Here is a 16,572-nt window from a genome sequence, read left to right on the forward strand (position 1 = left end):
TCGCCGCACGACGAGGCGTTCGCCACGCCGCGGGGACCCCGAACCGCGACACCGTGCGGCACCGAGTGTCAAGATCAGCGGGTGACGACGATCCTCGCAGTGGCGAATCAGAAGGGTGGCGTCGCCAAGACCACCACCGTGGCGTCTCTCGGTGCGGCATTGGTGGCCCTGCAGAAGCGGGTGCTGGTCGTCGATCTCGACCCGCAGGGCAGCCTGACGTTCTCGTTGGGGCACAACCCGGACAAGTTGACCACCTCGGTTCACGAGGTGCTCACCGCGGGGGTACCGGCGAGCGAGGCGATTCTCGAGACGGCGGAAGGCGCGGCCTTGCTGCCCGCGACGATCGACCTGGCGGGTGCCGAGGCGATGCTGCTGATGCGGCCCGGCCGCGAGTACACGCTCAAGCGCGCTCTGGCCACCGTGGCGGACGACTTCGACGTGATCGTCGTCGATTGCCCGCCGTCCCTCGGGGTGTTGACGCTCAACGGTCTGACCGCTGCCGATTCGGTGTTGGTCCCGCTGCAGTGCGAGACGTTGGCGCACCGCGGTGTGGGGCAGCTGCTGCGCACGGTGAGCGAGATCCAGCAGATCACCAATCCGACGCTGACGTTGCTCGGTGCGCTCCCCACGCTCTACGACTCGCGGACCACCCACAGTCGCGACGTGCTGGCCGACGTCTCCGGCCGATACGACATTCCGGTGATCGCACCGCCGATTCCGCGGACCGTGCGATTCGCCGAGGCGTCGGCGTCGGGGACGTCGGTCATCGCCGGGCGCAAGAACAAGGGTGCGCAGGCCTATCGCGATCTCGCCGACAACCTGGCGGCGCACTGGTTCGACGGGGCCGAGCTACGGACGTACGTCGCCGAGGACTGACGGGACGGCCCCGGCTACTGCAGGGACACGACCTCGTCGCCGCGCTTCTCCACGACGCCGGTTCCGAGCACCGCGAGGGTGACCGGACCGTCGTAGCCGCCGCGATCGACGGCGATGGTCCGGGTGACCACTCCGTTCCCGATGTCGACCACGGCGAGACCGTCCGAGATCGGTACCAGCAGTTGGCCCGCCATGACGGCGCCGGGCCCCAGGGTGTCCGGCAGGACCCAGCGTTGCGCCAGGTCGATCTGGGTGAAACCGATCGTCGAGCCGCCGGTCCACCAGGACAGCACCGTTCCGGTGCGGGTGACGTCCGCCGGTCCCGCCGTCGGCGCCGCCGGCTCGTCCAGGGCCTGCGCGGACGCGAACTCGGACGATCCGTCGAAGACGGCGACCCGAGCCGGATTGGTACCCGATGGCGGTAGGTACAGCCCGATGCGGTCTCCCACCACCGCGAGGACGCGCGCACCGCCGCCCCCGACGGGCACGTCGGTGAGAACGGTGGAGCCGTTGATCTCGGGCTCGGTGTTGTCCTCGGGTACCGGGTTCTGGGCGGTGAGCCGCGGCCCGTCCTCGTCCGGACACTGTTCGAGCACCGCCAGACGCGCGCTGCTCGACCCGGTGGACAGCAACGTGCATCCGGAGCGCGGTTGATCACCGGAGCTGACCGGAGCGGCGACGCGCCCGTACTCGATGGTGCGCACGAGGTCGGACCTCCACACCTCGAGCCGAGTGGGCCCGGCCTGGGTCACGTAGGTCCCGTCGAACGTGAGCGTCACCGACGGATCGGCGTCGTTGGTGCGCTGGTCTCGCCGTTCACCCGTGGACCCGTCGAGTTCGGTGACCTGACCGCAACCACGAGGATCGGAGAACGCGGCCACGGCCGCGTCCCAGGCCCCCACCATGGCGCAGAGCGGGCGATCCCGGACGTAGGACCACGCCTCGACGCCGTCGACCGGGTTCAGCCCGCGAACGGAGTTCTCGCCGCCGACGACGATCGCGCCGCCGACGGCGGTCACGGGACCGAGCGCGGGATCCGGCGCGCGCCACCGTTCGGTCAGCGATTCCGGGACGGACAACGCCGACGCGGGCAGCGCGAGCGGTGTGTCCGCGGTGACGGACGTGGTGCCCCGCGCGTCGCTGCGGAGCCAGATCACCGACGCGGCGACCATCAGGACGAGGACGATGGTCGCCGCGACGATCAGGTCGGCGCGCGTACGCCGTTCGGGAGCGATCACCTACCGAGAAGTCAGTCGGTGCTCGAGGTCGACGAATCCGACGCCGCGCGAGTGTCTCCCGTGGCGTTCGGCTCGCCGGAACGTCCGGATGCGGTCCGACGGCGACGGCGTCTCCGGGGACGGTCGGTGGAGTCGTCGCCCGACTCGGCGGCTACCGCGGGACCGGTGTCGGGCGACGCGGCGCGCCGATCCGACGTGGTGTCACCGCTGTCGCCGGCACGCGTGCGTCGGCGGGAGCGACTGCGCCGGGGTGCGGTCGAGGCGGACTCACCGGCTCCCGTCCCCGCCGCGGGATCCTGCGTGGCCGTGGTGGCACCGGCAGACCGGGACTTCTCGGTGCGGGGCTTCTCGGTGCGGGGTTTCTCGGTGCGGGAGTCGCCGGAGCCGCGACCGGGCTTGGCGATGCTGCCGGTCACGCCTTCGGGGATGTCGAGTTCGGCGAAGAGATGCGGCGAGCTCGAGTAGGTCTCCACCGGGTCCGGGATGCCCAGGACCAGCGCCTTGTCGATCAGCTGCCAGCGGGGGATGTCGTCCCAGTCCACGAGCGTCACGGCGATGCCGGTGCGTCCTGCGCGGCCGGTGCGGCCGATGCGGTGGACGTACGTCTTCTCGTCCTCGGGGCACTGATAGTTGATGACGTGGGTGACGTCGTCGATGTCGATGCCGCGCGCGGCGACGTCGGTGGCCACCAGCACGTCGATCTTGCCGTCGCGGAACGACTTGAGGGACTTCTCACGCGCGACCTGCCCGAGGTCGCCGTGGACACTGCCCACTGCGAATCCGCGCTCGCCGAGGTCGTCGGCCACCTTCTGCGCGGTGCGTTTGGTTCGCGTGAAGATCATGGTGGCCCCGCGGCCGTTCGCCTGCAGGACGCGGGCGACCATTTCGGCCTTGTCCAGTGCGTGGGCACGGAACACGTGCTGGGCGGTGCGCTCGTGCACCGCGGAGGACTCCGCCTCCTCGGCCCGGATGTGCGTCGGCTGGGTGAGGAAGGTGCGCGCGAGCGTGATGATGGGTCCCGGCATGGTGGCCGAGAACAGCATCGTCTGGCGCTTCTCCGGCACCATGCCCATGAGGCGTTCGATGTCCGGCAGAAACCCGAGGTCGAGCATCTCGTCGGCCTCGTCGAGGACCAGGACGCCGACCTTGCCCAGGACCAGGTGGCCCTGCTTGGCGAGGTCGAGGAGGCGTCCCGGGGTACCGACGACGACGTCGACACCGGACCGCAGCTGCTCGATCTGCGCCTCGTACGGACGACCGCCGTAGATCGACATGACGCCGACCTTGCCGTTGGTGGACCGGAGGTGGCGCGCAGCGGTCTCGAGGTCCTTGGTGACCTGGACGCAGAGCTCGCGCGTCGGGACGATCACCAGAGCACGCGGCGTGCCGTCGAGGACGCTGGTCCCGGATCCGCCGGCAGGACCGGTGGCCAGGCGGTGCAGAAGGGGAACTCCGAAGCCGAAGGTCTTGCCCATGCCGGTGCGGGCCTGACCGATGAGGTCGTCGCCCGCCATGGCCAGGGGCAGGGTCAGCTCCTGGATCGCGAAGGTGCGCTCGATGCCGATGTCGGTGAGCCCGCGGACGATCTCCGGGTGCACTCCGAGCTCGGCGAAGGTGGGGGGGACGTGCGTGGTGTCGATGACCGCGGACACGGTGTTCTCCACCACGGGATCGGTCTCGTGGTCGACGGTTGTCTCGCTCAGGGGTTCGGCCTCTCTCGTGTTCTGCACGCACGAGTGAGGGCCAGGGCCGAGTGGCGGCCCGAATCGATGCCCTCGATCCGTCGTCGGGCCGTCATCGCAGCCGGACCGATCCCGCGAGCGTGTCCACCGGATCGCAAGGCCTCGCACGTTCTCGAGCACCTGCGACCGCTGGTGCGGACGACGGGCGGACATGTCCGACTTGAACGGCGGTCGAGCACGAATCAGGTGCGCGCACAATGTCGGTGAGCGATCCGTGACGGCTCGTGTGGAGGCGCGTCGACGGTCGGTGCCGAATCGGAAAACGGCTCCGGAGGATCGCTCGGACAGAATTCTACCTGCTCCGGCGGCGATGGCGTGCGAAGGACCCGGCCGGACGCGGTCGTCTCCGCCCGGAACGGCCCCGCGGCGGTAAGGTCTGCTGCCATGGCCGCCACGGAGTCCGAGACCTCGATCGTCCCCGCCGACCACCCGGGAATCGACTCGCTCCTGGGTGTCCTCGCGTACGGCGAGATCTCGGCCTTCTACCGGCTGGTGGAGGACGCGCGCATGGCACCGACCCTGCGCGGGCGGATCCACCTCGCGAGCATGGCCGCCGCCGAGATGAACCACTTCGAGGTTCTGCAGGCGGCCCTCGAACGGCGTGGTCACGAGCTCCTGTCGGTGACCGAGCCGTTCGCGGCACCCCTCGACGCGTACCACGCGTCCACGGCGCCCTCGACGTGGATGGAGGTGCTGGTCAAGACGTATGTCGGAGACGGTTTGGCCGCGGACTTCTACCGCGAGATCGCGCACAGTCTTCCGGACGACGTCGCGGCGACGGTGCGCGACGTGCTCGCGGAGACCGGCCATTCGGAGTTCGTGGTCAGCGAGGTCGTGACCCGGGTCGAGGCGAGCCCGTCGGACAAGGACCGGTTGATGCTCTGGGGTCGCCGGTTGCTGGGGGAGGCCATCACCCAGGCCCAGTTCGTCCTCGCGCAGCGCGAGGAACTGACCGAGTTGGTGATGACGGCATCGGGCAACTTCAACGGGATCGTCGCACTGTTCGACCGCATGCAGGTACGGCATTCCGAGCGCATGGCGGTGCTCGGTCTCGTCTGACGTGTCCGGCGTCGTGTTCGCTGAGGGCGTGTGCGCCGCGACCCCGAACCCCGCGGCGGCTGCACTAGCCTGGACCGGACAGTAGTTCGCTCGAGCATCGACGTTTCGGAGGTCGGCCGTGGAGGTCAAGATCGGTATCGCAGAAAGCCCTCGGGAGCTGGTCGTGAACAGTGTCCAGACGCCCGACGAGGTGGAGGCGCTGGTCACCGCCGCCTTCGGCGGAGAAGGTGTGCTCAGCCTGGTCGACGAGAAGGGACGCAAGTACCTCGTCCCCGGCGCGAAGTTGGCGTACGTCGAGATCGGCCCGTCGGACAGTCGACGCGTCGGATTCGGATCCCGAACCGCCGTCTGACGCCGGCCGTCACGGCAGCAGAGCCCCGCACCGATCTCGGTGCGGGGCTCTCGTGCTTCGTGCGCAGCGTCAGCCGGCCTGCAGGGGAACGTGGGAGAGGCCGCCCCAGGCCAGTGTCACCGTCGTGTCGACGGCTTCCTCCTTGGTGATCGGGCGGTCCGCCTCGAGCCAGTACCGCGCGGTGAACTGGCTCGCTCCGACGAGGCCGACGGCCAGGATTCGGGCTCGGTGCGGGTCCAGGCCGGAATCGTGGCTGACCAGATCGAAGACGGCGTCGACGCACGCCTCGGTCGCCTGGTCGACGCGTCGTTGAACCTGCGGATCGCCCATCAGGTCCGACTCGAAGACCAGTCGGAAGCCCTGGGTGTCGGTGTCGACGAAGTCGTAGAACGCGAAGACCGCGGCGCGGACGCGCAGACGGTTGTCCGTGGTGGAGCGCAGCGCCTGGCGAACGCCGGCGATGAGGGTGTCGACGTAGTTCTGCAACACGGCGACGTAGAGGTCGAGCTTCCCTGGAAAGTGCTGGTAGAGAACAGGTTTGCTGACACCGGCGCATTCGGCGATCTCGTCCATCCCGGCGGCGTGGTAGCCCCGGGCGACGAAGATCTCGCTGGCGGCGGTGAGCAACTGGGCTCGCCGCGCGTCCCGCGGAAGGCGCGCGTTGCGGCGACCGCCACCTCCGTTGCCCACGGGGTTGCTTCGGTCGGCGACGTCTGTCATGTGGACTTCGGTTCCTTGTCTGCCGCGCACGCGTCGGGCAGTGAGGATCGCTCACCCCGACGGAAGCGGCTATAACTTCGTGCAGATTCGGACGACGATACCCCGGCGCGCCGGTCCGACGCCCGAGACGCGTGTGAGAACCTGGTTGACGTGACCGACCGATGGCAACCGCAGCGTGAGAACGCACCTGCCGGTCGGGCGTCTTCTCCGGGCCGCGGGGCGCCGGGCGGCGACGAGCGGATCCGTCGATCCCATCAGCCTCTACGGGCTCAGTGGGATCCCACCGCCGTCGATCCGTCGCGGGTTCGGGCGGCGCGGCCGGAGCGTCGGGTCCGGAAACAATCGCGGTTGGGCAAGTTCACCGCCACGTACGGATGGCGGGCCTACGCCATTCCGATCCTGGTGATCGTGACCATTCTCGTCGTCGTCGACGCGGTGCGGTCGTCGAGCACGCCCGCCCCGGACGAGACCGCACCGGGGTTCGGAGCGTTGAGCAACACCACGGACGAGACCGGCGTCATCGGAATTCCGCCTCGCGCGGACGGCAACTTCGCGGAGACGATCTCGTCGGGCACGTTGCCCGACGGCGGCCCCTTCGCGGTGGAGGGTGCGGGGACCTGGCGCATCGTCCCCGGTGCCGGCGAGCAGGTGGGCCTGGGGACCGAACGTGTGTTCTCCTACACGGTGGAGATCGAGGACGGCGTCGACACCACCGGGTTCGGCGGTGACGAGTCCTTCGGTCGACTCGTGGACGAAACGCTCGCGAACCCCAAGAGCTGGACCAACGACGAGCGTTTCGCTTTCCGACGCATCGACGCGGGCGAGCCGGACTTCCGAGTGTCGCTCACATCCCAGCTGTCGATTCGCGACGCGTGCGGTTACAGCATCGAACTCGAGGTGTCCTGCTACAACCCGGGCATCGGCCGAGTCGTGTTGAACGAGCCGCGATGGGTTCGTGGCGCGGTCTCGTTCCAGGGTGACATCGGGTCCTACCGGCAGTACCTGATCAATCACGAGGTGGGCCACGCCATCGGCTACCAGGCCCATCAGCCATGCGAGACGGACGGTGGACTCGCTCCGATCATGATGCAGCAGACCTTCGGCACGGGGAACGACGACATCGCGACGCTCGACCCGGAGGGCGTGGTCCCCATGGACGGCAAGGTGTGCCGATTCAATCCGTGGCCCTACCCGCGGACGTGAACGAGCCGACCGGACCGGGGCCGCTCGTCGAGCCGGGTCCGCCGCTCGACCGTGAGGAGGTGGCGCGCTACAGCCGTCACCTGCTCCTGCCGGACATCGGCGTCGACGGTCAGCGCCGCCTCCGCAACGCGCGGGTGCTGGTGGTCGGCGCGGGCGGCCTGGGTTCGCCGGTGCTCCTCTACCTCGCCTCCGCCGGCGTCGGCACCCTCGGCATCGTGGAGTTCGACGAGGTCGATCGGTCCAACCTGCAACGGCAGATCATTCACGGCGAAGCCGACATCGGGCGTCCGAAGGCCGTCAGCGCGCGCGAGAAGATTCGGTCCATCGACTCCGGCGTGGAGGTCCGGCTGCACGAGGTGCACCTCGCGCCGCGGAACGCGGTCAACATCTTCCGGCAGTACGACCTCGTGGTGGACGGCACCGACAACTTCGCCACCCGCTATCTCGTGAACGACGCCGCCGCGGTGGCCGGGGTCCCGTACGTGTGGGGTTCGATCTACCGATTCGACGGTCAGGTGTCGGTGTTCTGGGACGCGGCCCCGCACGGACTGGGCGTCGACTACCGCGATCTCTACCCGGATCCGCCACCCGCGGGGACCGTGCCGTCGTGCGCCGAGGCGGGAGTCCTCGGAGTGCTCTGCGGCGTCGTGGGCTCCGTCATGGCGACGGAAGCGGTCAAATTGATCACCGGCATGGGGGAGACCCTGCTGGGACGGCTGCTGGTCTACGACGCACGGTCCATGACGTTCCGGACGGTCCGGTTGCGCCGCGATCCGGCGCGGGTGCCGGTGCACGAGGTCGAGGCCGACTACGACGCGTTCTGCGGCGTCGAGGCCGTACCGGAATCCGCGCCGGCCGACGAGATCGGTGCCGTCGAGCTCCGGGATCGTCTGGCGTCGGACGAATCGCCGGTTCTGATCGACGTGCGCGAACCGGTCGAGTGGGACATCGCTCACCTCGACGGCGCGACCCTGGTGCCGATGGACGACTTCCGTTCCGGGGCGGCGTTCGCGGCCGTCCCGCGCTCGCGTCCGGTGGTGCTCTACTGCAAGACCGGGGTGCGGTCCGCGGAGGCCCTGCACATCTTGCGGGGCGTCGGCTTCACCGATGTCCGGCATCTGCGCGGCGGGCTCGAGGAGTGGTCCGAGACCGTCGATCCGACCCTTCCGACCTACTGACGGCTTCCCGCGCCGCGAAGGGGGTCACGTCCCCGGTCGCGGTCCGCAACGGTTGTAGCGTTGTGGGCATGACTTCGGCGGAACCCCCACAGCACGTCATCGGGACCTTCGGGTTGCGTGAGGTGGTCCCGGTGGCGCTGGGCGCCGACTGGGACGGCGGATGGCGGTGCGGTGACGTCGTGCTGTCGCCGGTGGCCGATCACGCCCGCGGCGCCTGGTCGGCGAAGGTGCGCGAGACCCTCGCGGTGGAGGGTGTTCGACTGGCGCGGCCCGTGCGATCGACGGACGGTAGATACGTGGTATCCGGATGGCGGGCCGACACTTTCATCGCGGGCGTCCCCGAGCCCCGGCACGACGAAGTGGTGTCTCTCGCAACACGTCTGCACGTCGCGACGTCTCAGCTCGAGCGCCCCCGGTTCCTCTCGCAGCAGCCGGTGGCGCCGTGGACGGAGGCCGACGTGTTCGTGGCGGCCGATCGGGCGGCCTGGGAGACGGTGCCCTTCCGCTCGGCCCGCGCCGGTGGAGCCATCGAGCCCACCTCGACGGACGGTCTGCGCAGCGTCGAATTGATCGGTCAGCTCGCGAGTCTGCGCCTCCCCGTCGAGCTGCCGGACCAGCTGGTGCACGGCGACCTCTTCGGCACCGTGCTGTTCGAGGGGGTCGATGCGCCCGGGATCACCGACATCACCCCGTACTGGCGACCGGCGTCGTGGGCCGCTGCCGTGGTGGTGGTCGACGCACTGTCCTGGGGCGGCGCGGACGACGGACTGATCGGTCGATGGAACGACATGCCGGAGTGGCCGCAGATGTTGTTGCGGGCGGTCATCTTCAGGCTGGCGGTGCACGCCCTGCACCCACGGTCCACGGGCGACGCCTTTCCCGGCCTGGCCCGCACCGCGGATCTGATCCGTCTGATCCTCTGAGTCGTCAGGCCGTCTCGAGTTCGACGAAGAACCGTCGAGCCGCGTCGGTGGCGGCGGGTACGTCGCCGGCGACGACGGCCCTCACCAACGCGGCGTGCTCGTCGTGCAGTGCCCGACCCGTGTCGGCCACGTGGTGCGCGATCGTCGCTTCGATGCGGGGGAGCAACGAGTCGTACACCTCGAGGTAGACCGTGTTGTGTGCGGCGACGACGATGGCGCGATGCAGGGCGACATCCAGCCGCAGGGCTCGCGCGCGGTCGGTGTCCCAGGCGGCACGACGCTGTGCCAACGTGTCCAGCAGGGCGTCGACGTCGGAATCGTCGCGCCGCTCGGCGGCGAGCGCCGCGGCCGGAACGTCCAGTGCGCGCCGCAACTCGGTCACTTCGCGCTCCTGTGCGGCGGCGAAGTAGTCACCCAGCGCGGCGCGGTGATCGGACGTCGCGACGACGTAGGTGCCGGACCCCTGGCGGCGCTCGAGCAGCCCGGTGTGGACCAGCGCCTGCACCGCCTCGCGGACGGTGTTGCGGCCGGCGCCCGTGAGGGCGGTCAATTCCGGTTCGGTCGGGATTCGCGAGCCGATGGGCCAGGTCCCGGCTTCGATCTCGGCGCGGATCGACTCGGTGACCTGGGTGATCAGCGATTGCCGACGAACCTGCTGCACCACGTACCCTCCCGCTCCGGTCGGTCCCGCCGAGTGCGAGCCGATCGCTCGTCATGGTAGCGGCCTTTGGCACATATGATCCGATCATCCTATGATTCGGCCATGACCGGCACCACCGCTCCCGCAGCGTCACGACGCCCCCTGCCTCTTCTGCGGGGCCGATTGCTGGTCTTCACCGCGCTCGTGCTGTCGGCATTCACACTGCGAGCGGCCGTGACCTCGGTGACGCCGCTGTTTCCGCGGGTCGGGGACGACCTGGGGTTCGGGACCGCAGCCATCGGGGTACTGGGCATGCTGCCGACGGCGATGTTCGCGCTGTTCGGCGTTCTGACGCCGTGGATCGCGACGCGATGGGGCCTCGAACGGACCGCGCTGCTCGCGGCGGTTCTCACCGCGGTGGGTGTTCTCTCGCGCGCTCTCGCGCCCGAGGTGGTCTCCCTCGCCGGTCTGTCCGCCGTGGCCCTCGCGGGTATGGGAATCGGTAACGTCGTCATCCCTCCGCTGGTCAAGCGGTACTTCTCGGACCGCCTGGCGGTGATGAGCACGCTGTACATCTGCGTGCTGCAGCTGGGCACGATCGTCCCCGCCCTCATCGCGGTTCCCGTGGCCGACGCGTCGGGCTGGCGGGTCTCGCTCGGTCTCTGGGCGATCGCGGCAGTGGCGGCCGCCGGCCCGTGGTCGGCCGTGCTGCTGCTGCGGCGGACGCGGTCGGCGACGGCCTCCGAAGCCGATACGTCGTCGATCGGCGAGACGGTGACGACGGCGGACCGCGCCCCGACCCTGCCTCCGGTCTGGCGGACGTCGCTCGGATGGGGCATGGCCTTCATGTTCGGAATGACGTCGATGATCACCTACTCCCTGTTCACGTGGCTGCCGACGCTGCTCGTCGAGTCGGGTGTCGACGAGACCACCGCGGGAACGGCGGTGGCGGTGTTCGCCGCGATGGGTCTGTTCGCGGCGCTTCTCGCGCCGGCCCTGGCGAATCGGATGACCGACCCCTATCCGCTCGTCCTGCTCGCCGCGGCGACCTACCTCGCCGGTTTCGCAGGCCTGTTGTGGCTCCCCACCACCGCCACGTTCGTCTGGGTGATCCTGGTGGGCATCGGTCCGCTGACCTTCCCGCTGTCGCTGACCTTGATCAACCTTCGGACCCGCACGCCCGCGGGATCGTCGTCGCTGTCCGGATTCACCCAGGGCGTCGGCTACACGGTGGCGTGCGCCGGACCCCTGTTGTTCGGCGTTCTGCACGAGAGCACGGACGGATGGACGTGGTCGTTCGGGTTCCTTCTCGTCGGCGTCGCGGTTCTGCTCTGGGCCGCGCGGTCGGCGTGTCGTCCCCAGATCTACGAAGACCTCTGACCGCCACCGGGGCGGCATCGACCTCGGCCGCCCTCACCGGCTCTCGCGAACCTCCGTGAGGTCAAGTTCACGTCCAGGCAATCGCGGGCAGCGCCGCGGCAACATGGCTTTCCTATCTTGAGGCTTCCATCGAAACAGGAGGCCGCACGTGACGCGTTCGTCGGACACCGACACCGGGGCCACGCCCCCGGTGGCTCGCAGACACCACATCGCCGAGTGGGACGCCGAGGACGTCGAGGCCTGGGAGGCGGGCGGTAAGGACATCGCCCGACGCAATCTCGTCTGGTCGGTCGTCGCCGAACACGTGGGCTTCTCGATCTGGTCGATCTGGTCGGTCATGGTGCTGTTCATGCCGATGGCGCAGTACGGCATCGATCCCGCGGGCAAGTTCTTCCTCGTCGCCGTTCCGACACTGGTCGGCGCAATCCTGCGTATCCCGTACACGTTCGCCACGGCCAAGTTCGGTGGTCGCAACTGGACGATCTTCAGTGCGCTCGTGCTGCTGATCCCCACCGTGCTGACCCTGTACTTCATGATGAACCCGGCCTCGTACACGACCTTCCTGATCGTGGCGGCGTTCGCGGGCCTCGGCGGCGGAAACTTCGCGTCGTCGATGACCAACATCAACGCCTTCTACCCGCAGCGGGAGAAGGGCTGGGCACTCGGTCTCAACGCCGGTGGCGGCAACATCGGTGTTCCGGTCATCCAGCTGATCGGCCTGCTGGTGATCGCCACCGTCGGCAACACCGCTCCCGAGATCGTGTGCGCGATCTACCTCGTGTTCATCGCGATCGCCGCGGTCGGCGCCGCTCTCTTCATGGACAATCTCGACAATCAAAAGACCAATTCGCGGTCGATGATCGACGTCCTGCGCTTCACGGACTCCTGGTGGATCGCGTTTCTCTACATCGGTACGTTCGGATCCTTCATCGGGTTCAGCTTCGCCTTCGGGCAGATCCTGCAGATCAATTTCCTCGCCGGCCTGACCGACGGGGCGCCGGCCACCCCAGCGCAGCAGGCCGAGGCCTCGCTGCAGGCCGCGCAGATCGCCTTCATCGGTCCACTGCTCGGCTCGATCTCTCGCCCGTTCGGCGGGAAGCTGGCCGACCGCATCGGCGGTGGGCGCATCACGCTCTACGTGTTCGTGGCCATGATCTTCTCCACCGGCATCCTGGTGTCCGCGTCGGCGTGGGACGACTCGACCGCCGGTGCGGCGACCGGGACGATCATGACGCTGTACGTGGTCGGCTTCATCCTGCTGTTCCTGCTCTCCGGCGTCGGCAACGGTTCGGTGTACAAGATGATCCCGGCGATCTTCGCGGCGAAGTCCGTTGCCCTGGTGGGGATGTCGACAGAAGAGCAGGGCGCCTGGTCCCGACGCATGTCGGGTGCGCTGATCGGTATCGCCGGTGCCATCGGTGCCCTGGGCGGAGTGGGCATCAACCTGGTGCTGCGGGCGTCGTACTCCGGTGAGGCCAAGTCCGCCACGATGGCCTTCTGGGTCTTCCTCGGGTTCTACGTGGTCTGCGCGATCGTCACGTGGGCGGTCTATCTTCGGACGACCGCCACGACGGCGGCGCCGCGAGAGCAGCAGATCGTGACCACCGGATGACTCTCGCCGCGTCCGCTCCCGGGTCCACGGCCCACGAGTCGCGGAACCCCCGGGAGGCACGGAACCTCGGAACGGCGACCCACTGCCCGTACTGCGGGCTCCAGTGCGCGATGACCGTGACGGGAGCGAACGCGGCCGACGCGGCCGTCGAGTCGCGGCAGTTCCCCACGAACAAGGGCGGTCTGTGTCAGAAGGGCTGGACCGCAGCGGAACTCCTGCGAGTGCCGGGACGGTTGACGTCGCCGTTGGTGCGAGTGGACGGGGTGCTCGTCCCCACCACGTGGGATCACGCGCTCGATCTGATCGCCTCGACGTTCATCCGCATCCGCGGTGAGCACGGCGCCGATGCGGTGGGAATCTTCGGAGCGGGTGGCCTCACCAACGAGAAGTCCTATCTGCTGGGCAAATTCGCGCGGGTGGCGCTGGGTACGTCGAACATCGACTACAACGGCCGGTTCTGCATGTCCTCCGCGGCCGCGGCGGGCAACAAGTCCTTCGGGCTCGACCGCGGACTGCCCTTTCCCCTCGCAGACGTCGGTGACGCGCGCGCCGTTCTTCTGCTGGGCGGGAACGTCTCGGAGACGATGCCGCCGTTCGTGCAGCACCTGAAGTCGGCCGCGGAAGCGGGCGGACTGGTGGTCGCCGACCCCCGGCGCACTCCCACCGTCGAGCGTGCGACGGCAGCCGGCGGGGTGCACCTGCAACTCTCCCCGGGCACCGATCTGGCGTTGGCGCTGGGGATGGTCCACCTCGCCGTGCTGGACGGCCTCGCCGACCGTGAGTACCTCGACTCCCGCACCGAGGGGTTCGGCGAGTTCTGGACCGCGGCGGCGCAATGGTGGCCGGAGCGGACCGAGCGCGTCACCGGAGTGCCGGTCGCGAAGATGCAGGCGGCCGTACGGTTGCTCGCTGCGTCGCGCGACGCGGGAACCGGCGCCTACATCCTCTCGGCTCGCGGTGCCGAGCAGCACGCATCCGGCACCGACACCGTCTCCGCGGTCATCGGATTGGCCCTCGTTCTCGGTCTCTGCGGTCGACCGGGCACGGGTTACGGGTGCATCACCGGTCAAGGAAACGGGCAGGGCGGGCGCGAGCACGGACAGAAGGCGGACCAGCTTCCCGGCTATCGCAAGATCACCGACCCCGACGCGCGCGAACACGTCGCGTCGGTGTGGGGGATCGAGGCCTCCGAGATCCCGGGTGCCGGACTGAGCGCGTACGAGTTGCTCGACGCACTCGGCACCGAGACCGGGCCGCGAGCGCTGATGGTGCACGGATCCAACGTCGCCGTCTCGGCGCCCCGCGCGTCGCACGTGGTCGATCGGCTGTCCTCGCTCGACCTCCTGGTGGTCACGGACTTCGTGATGTCCGAGACGGCGGCGTTGGCCGACGTGGTGCTACCGACGCTGCAATGGGCGGAGGAAGAAGGCACCATGACGTCGCTCGAGGGCCGAATTCTGCGCCGCCGCAGCGCGGTGGAGGCTCCGGACGGGGCGCGCGGCGAATTGCGAATCCTGTCCGATCTCGCGGTCCGACTCGGCCAGCCCCGGGATCGCTTCCCCGTCGACGCTCGGGTGGTGTTCGACGAACTGCGGCGTGCGAGCGCGGGTGGCGTCGCCGATTACTCGGGCATCACCTACGAGCGGCTCGACGCCGGTGAGGCTCTGCACTGGCCGGTCCCCGCGGTCGATCACCCGGGCACCCCGCGACTCTTTCTCGATCGGTTCGCGACCCCGAACGGTCGTGCACGGTTCGTCCCGGTCGATCACATCGGCCCGGCCGAACCCACCGACGCGGATTTCCCGCTTCTCGCCACCACGGGCCGGGTGCTCACGCACTACCAGTCCGGAGCGCAGACCCGCCGGGTGGCGTCGCTGTCCGAGTCGGCAGGAGCGATGTTCGTCCAGGTCCACCCCGATACCGCGACCCGCGCAGGTCTCGTGGACGGCGCGGACGCGGACATCGTCTCGCGCCGCGGCACCGTCGGGGCGGTGGTGCGGTGCGACGCCTCGATGCGACTGGACACGGTCTTCCTGCCGTTTCACTTCGCCGATCGAGGTCGCGCCAACCTCGTCACCAACCCGGCTCTGGACCCGACGAGCCGGATGCCGGAGTTCAAGGTGTGTGCCGTACGGCTGGAGCCGCGGCGATGAGCGAGACCGATCGTCGCCATCGTGTCGTCGTGGTGGGCAACGGGTTGGCCGGAGCCCGTCTGCAGGACGAGATCCATCGCCGCGATCCGAGGGCCGAACGGGTGGAGGTCGTGGTGTACGGCGACGAGCCGCACTCCGCGTACAACCGAATCCTGCTCTCCAACGTCGTCGCCGGGCAGCTGCGTCCGGTCGATACCCGTCTCAAGCCCGAGGACTGGTGTGTCCGGCACGGACTGACCACGCACGTGGGGGTCGCGATCACCGCGATCGACCCGGCTGCGCGCACCGTCGCTCGCTCCGACGGGCAGGTCGACCGTTACGACACGCTGGTGCTGGCGACCGGATCCCGGCCCTTCGTCCCACCCGCGCGCGGACTCACGGACGACGCGGGTCGCCTCGCCGACGGCGTCGTCGCCTTTCGCACGCTCGGAGACTGCGAGTCGATCGTCGCTGCGGCGACGCCGGGAACCCGGGTGGTCGTCATCGGCGCGGGGCTCCTCGGAATCGAGGCCGCGCGCGGCGCACTCATGCGCGGAGCTCAGGTCACCATCGTCCATCCCCGCGCCTATCCGATGGAAAAGCAGATGGACGGCGCGGGAGGTGCCGTATTGACTCGTGTCCTGCGTGAACTCGGCATGGACGTGGCTCTGGACGCACGAGCGAAGGAACTGCGCGTCGGTGCGGACGGTAGCCGCGAACTCGTGCTGTCGGACGGGAGCGCGATCGGCGCCGATCTGGTGATCGTGGCCGCCGGCATCCGCCCCAACGTCGCACTCGCCGCCGAGGCCGGGCTGGTCGTCGACCGCGCCGTCGTGGTCGACGACGACCTCCGCACATCCGACCCGCAGATTCGAGCCATCGGTGAGTGCGCCCAGCATCGCGGCGACGTCTACGGCCTGGTGCAGCCCGCCTGGGAGATGGCGGGCGTCGTCGCAGATCAACTGTGCGGCACCGGCGGCGGAACCGGGTACGACGGTACGGCCCAGATCACGCGACTCAAGGCCCACGACGTCGACCTCGCCTCGATGGGCGAGGTCGACGCCGACGGTGCCGACACCGACACCGAAGTTCTGGTGATGTCGGATCCGACGCGGGGCCGGTACGCCAAGGTCGTCGTCCGCAAGGACCGGCTGGTCGGCGCGGTCATGCTCGGGAACCCCGAGGTCGTGGGCACGCTGAGCCAGTACTTCGACGGCGCCACCCCCGTGCCGAGCGACCGGATGACCCTTCTGCTCGGACATCTCGTCGGCGGCGCCACCGAGAGCGCCAACCCCTCGACGATGCCCGACGCGGCCGTGATCTGCCGGTGCAACACCGTCACCAAGAAGCACCTCGTCACTGCCTGGCGAGCCGGTGCACACACGCCGACCTCGATGGCCGAGAAGACCCGAGCCACCACGGGGTGCGGGAGTTGCGTCGGCGTGGTCGAGGGGTTGTGCGAGTGGCTGCACCGGGTGGATCCGCCCGACGCGCTGAACACGGCCTGAGTCGACCGA

Annotated in this window: 13 protein-coding genes and 1 pseudogene; 10 read left to right on the top strand and 4 right to left on the bottom strand. The window is 69.3% G+C overall.

The window, feature by feature from the left end:
- Positions 1-81 precede the first annotated feature (81 nt).
- Positions 82-876 (top strand): ParA family protein, encoded by a 795-nt coding sequence (locus ACY466_RS09675; protein ID WP_463251974.1) that lies wholly within the window; start codon positions 82-84, stop codon positions 874-876.
- A 14-nt stretch (positions 877-890) separates the two neighbouring features.
- Here the strand turns inward: ACY466_RS09675 and ACY466_RS09680 are convergent, their stop codons facing one another.
- Both ACY466_RS09680 and ACY466_RS09685 read right to left on the bottom strand, forming a co-directional pair.
- On the bottom strand, positions 891-2,114 hold the full coding sequence (locus tag ACY466_RS09680; RefSeq protein ID WP_463251975.1) for an Rv3212 family protein: 1,224 nt from the start codon (positions 2,112-2,114) through the stop codon (positions 891-893).
- Between the two features lie 11 nt (positions 2,115-2,125).
- A complete protein-coding gene (locus tag ACY466_RS09685; protein WP_463251976.1) occupies positions 2,126-3,844 on the bottom strand; it encodes a DEAD/DEAH box helicase in 1,719 nt (572 codons plus the stop codon).
- 396 nt (positions 3,845-4,240) lie between these two features.
- Here ACY466_RS09685 and ACY466_RS09690 point away from each other — a divergent pair, with 396 nt between their 5' ends.
- Positions 4,241-4,915, top strand: coding sequence for a ferritin-like fold-containing protein (locus tag ACY466_RS09690; protein WP_463251977.1), 675 nt, complete (start codon positions 4,241-4,243; stop codon positions 4,913-4,915).
- A gap of 118 nt (positions 4,916-5,033) precedes the next feature.
- Positions 5,034-5,267 carry a DUF3107 domain-containing protein gene (locus ACY466_RS09695; RefSeq protein ID WP_463251978.1) on the top strand — a complete coding sequence of 78 codons (234 nt, stop codon included), beginning with the start codon at positions 5,034-5,036 and terminating at the stop codon, positions 5,265-5,267.
- A 69-nt stretch (positions 5,268-5,336) separates the two neighbouring features.
- Here ACY466_RS09695 and ACY466_RS09700 read toward each other — a convergent pair whose 3' ends face one another.
- Positions 5,337-5,987, bottom strand: a complete 651-nt coding sequence (locus ACY466_RS09700) for a TetR/AcrR family transcriptional regulator (protein ID WP_463251979.1) — start codon at positions 5,985-5,987, stop codon at positions 5,337-5,339.
- Positions 5,988-6,137: 150 nt separating this feature from the next.
- Here ACY466_RS09700 and ACY466_RS09705 point away from each other — a divergent pair, with 150 nt between their 5' ends.
- The 3 genes from ACY466_RS09705 (at position 6,138) to ACY466_RS09715 (ending at position 9,291) form a co-directional block, all read left to right on the top strand.
- On the top strand, positions 6,138-7,190 hold the full coding sequence (locus tag ACY466_RS09705; protein ID WP_463251980.1) for a DUF3152 domain-containing protein: 1,053 nt from the start codon (positions 6,138-6,140) through the stop codon (positions 7,188-7,190).
- On the top strand, positions 7,154-8,368 hold the full coding sequence (gene moeB / locus ACY466_RS09710; RefSeq protein WP_463251981.1) for a molybdopterin-synthase adenylyltransferase MoeB: 1,215 nt from the start codon (positions 7,154-7,156) through the stop codon (positions 8,366-8,368). Before ACY466_RS09705 ends, moeB begins: the two co-directional genes overlap by 37 nt.
- Before the next feature lie 68 nt (positions 8,369-8,436).
- Positions 8,437-9,291 (top strand): TIGR02569 family protein, encoded by an 855-nt coding sequence (locus ACY466_RS09715; protein ID WP_463251982.1) that lies wholly within the window; start codon positions 8,437-8,439, stop codon positions 9,289-9,291.
- A 4-nt stretch (positions 9,292-9,295) separates the two neighbouring features.
- On the opposite strand, the gene ACY466_RS09720 is transcribed toward ACY466_RS09715, so the two are convergent.
- A complete protein-coding gene (locus tag ACY466_RS09720) occupies positions 9,296-9,952 on the bottom strand; it encodes a FadR/GntR family transcriptional regulator (protein WP_463252206.1) in 657 nt (218 codons plus the stop codon).
- Between the two features lie 102 nt (positions 9,953-10,054).
- Between ACY466_RS09720 and ACY466_RS09725 the strand changes: the two genes are divergently transcribed.
- From ACY466_RS09725 to ACY466_RS09740, 4 genes and pseudogenes are all read left to right on the top strand, one after another.
- Positions 10,055-11,311, top strand: coding sequence for an MFS transporter (locus ACY466_RS09725; protein ID WP_463251983.1), 1,257 nt, complete (start codon positions 10,055-10,057; stop codon positions 11,309-11,311).
- Between the two features lie 148 nt (positions 11,312-11,459).
- Positions 11,460-12,923: a nitrate/nitrite transporter gene (locus ACY466_RS09730; RefSeq protein WP_463251984.1), complete on the top strand. Its 1,464-nt coding sequence runs from the start codon at positions 11,460-11,462 to the stop codon at positions 12,921-12,923.
- A 77-nt stretch (positions 12,924-13,000) separates the two neighbouring features.
- Positions 13,001-15,076, top strand: a pseudogene (locus ACY466_RS09735) (molybdopterin oxidoreductase family protein); the annotation flags it as partial.
- The gene (locus tag ACY466_RS09740; RefSeq protein WP_463251985.1) at positions 15,073-16,563 is read left to right on the top strand and encodes an FAD-dependent oxidoreductase; all 1,491 of its coding nucleotides are present in this window, start codon (positions 15,073-15,075) and stop codon (positions 16,561-16,563) included. The pseudogene ACY466_RS09735 and the gene ACY466_RS09740, both read left to right, overlap by 4 nt.
- Positions 16,564-16,572: the final 9 nt, after the last annotated feature.

Source organism: Rhodococcus sp. K11/5, from assembly GCF_055193735.1.